Source organism: Brevundimonas denitrificans (assembly GCF_030160755.1).
GTDB classification, from domain to species: Bacteria; Pseudomonadota; Alphaproteobacteria; order Caulobacterales; family Caulobacteraceae; genus Brevundimonas; species Brevundimonas denitrificans.
The window spans coordinates 1-573 of sequence record NZ_BSOY01000221.1 but is presented as its reverse complement, the minus strand read 5'-3'; the positions used below and the strand labels follow the sequence as shown (position 1 = coordinate 573).

General features: G+C 55.3%; 1 protein-coding gene and 1 pseudogene. Both read left to right on the top strand.

The features are described from left to right. The coding region (locus QQJ79_RS15875) for a type III PLP-dependent enzyme domain-containing protein (protein WP_488798469.1) at window positions 1–410 on the top strand (410 nt) is incomplete at its 5' end. Between the two features lie 29 nt (window positions 411–439). Further along, window positions 440–573 (top strand): annotated as a pseudogene (locus QQJ79_RS15870) (1,9-bis(guanidino)-5-aza-nonane synthase); the annotation flags it as partial.

The window sequence follows — 573 nt, the reverse complement described above, 5'->3', positions numbered from 1 at the left end:
GTGCCCTTGACGAACATGGTCTGGACACACTTGAATTGTACTGTGAGCCGGGCCGGGCACTGGTTGCCGAAGCCGGGGCGGTGGCCGTCCGCGTTGAAATGCGCAAGGGGCAGGCCCTGTATATGAATGACGGAACTTATGGCGCCCTGTTTGATGCCGGTGTTCCGGGATGGACCTATCCGCTTGAACTGCGCAAGATGGACGGGGCCGAGGTGAGCGACGGCGCATTGCCGTTCCGCCTCTATGGGCCCACCTGCGACAGTTGCGACAAGATGGAAGGCCCGTTCGAATTGCCAGATAACATTGCCGAAGGGGACTGGGTTATCTTCCGTCACCTGGGGGCATACGGATATGCCATGCAGACCCGGTTCAACGGATTTTATTCCGAAACCATGGTCGCCATTGGCTGAAACAACAAATTTTTGAAATCGAGAAGACTATGACAGACTCCAAACGCAGCAACGAGAAAGCAGACCTGCTTTCCAAGAAAGTTGAGCATATCGACATCAAGTCCTTTGATGCCCGCCCGATCGTCGAGGCTATGGACAAGATGGCTTTCACCTCACGCGATCT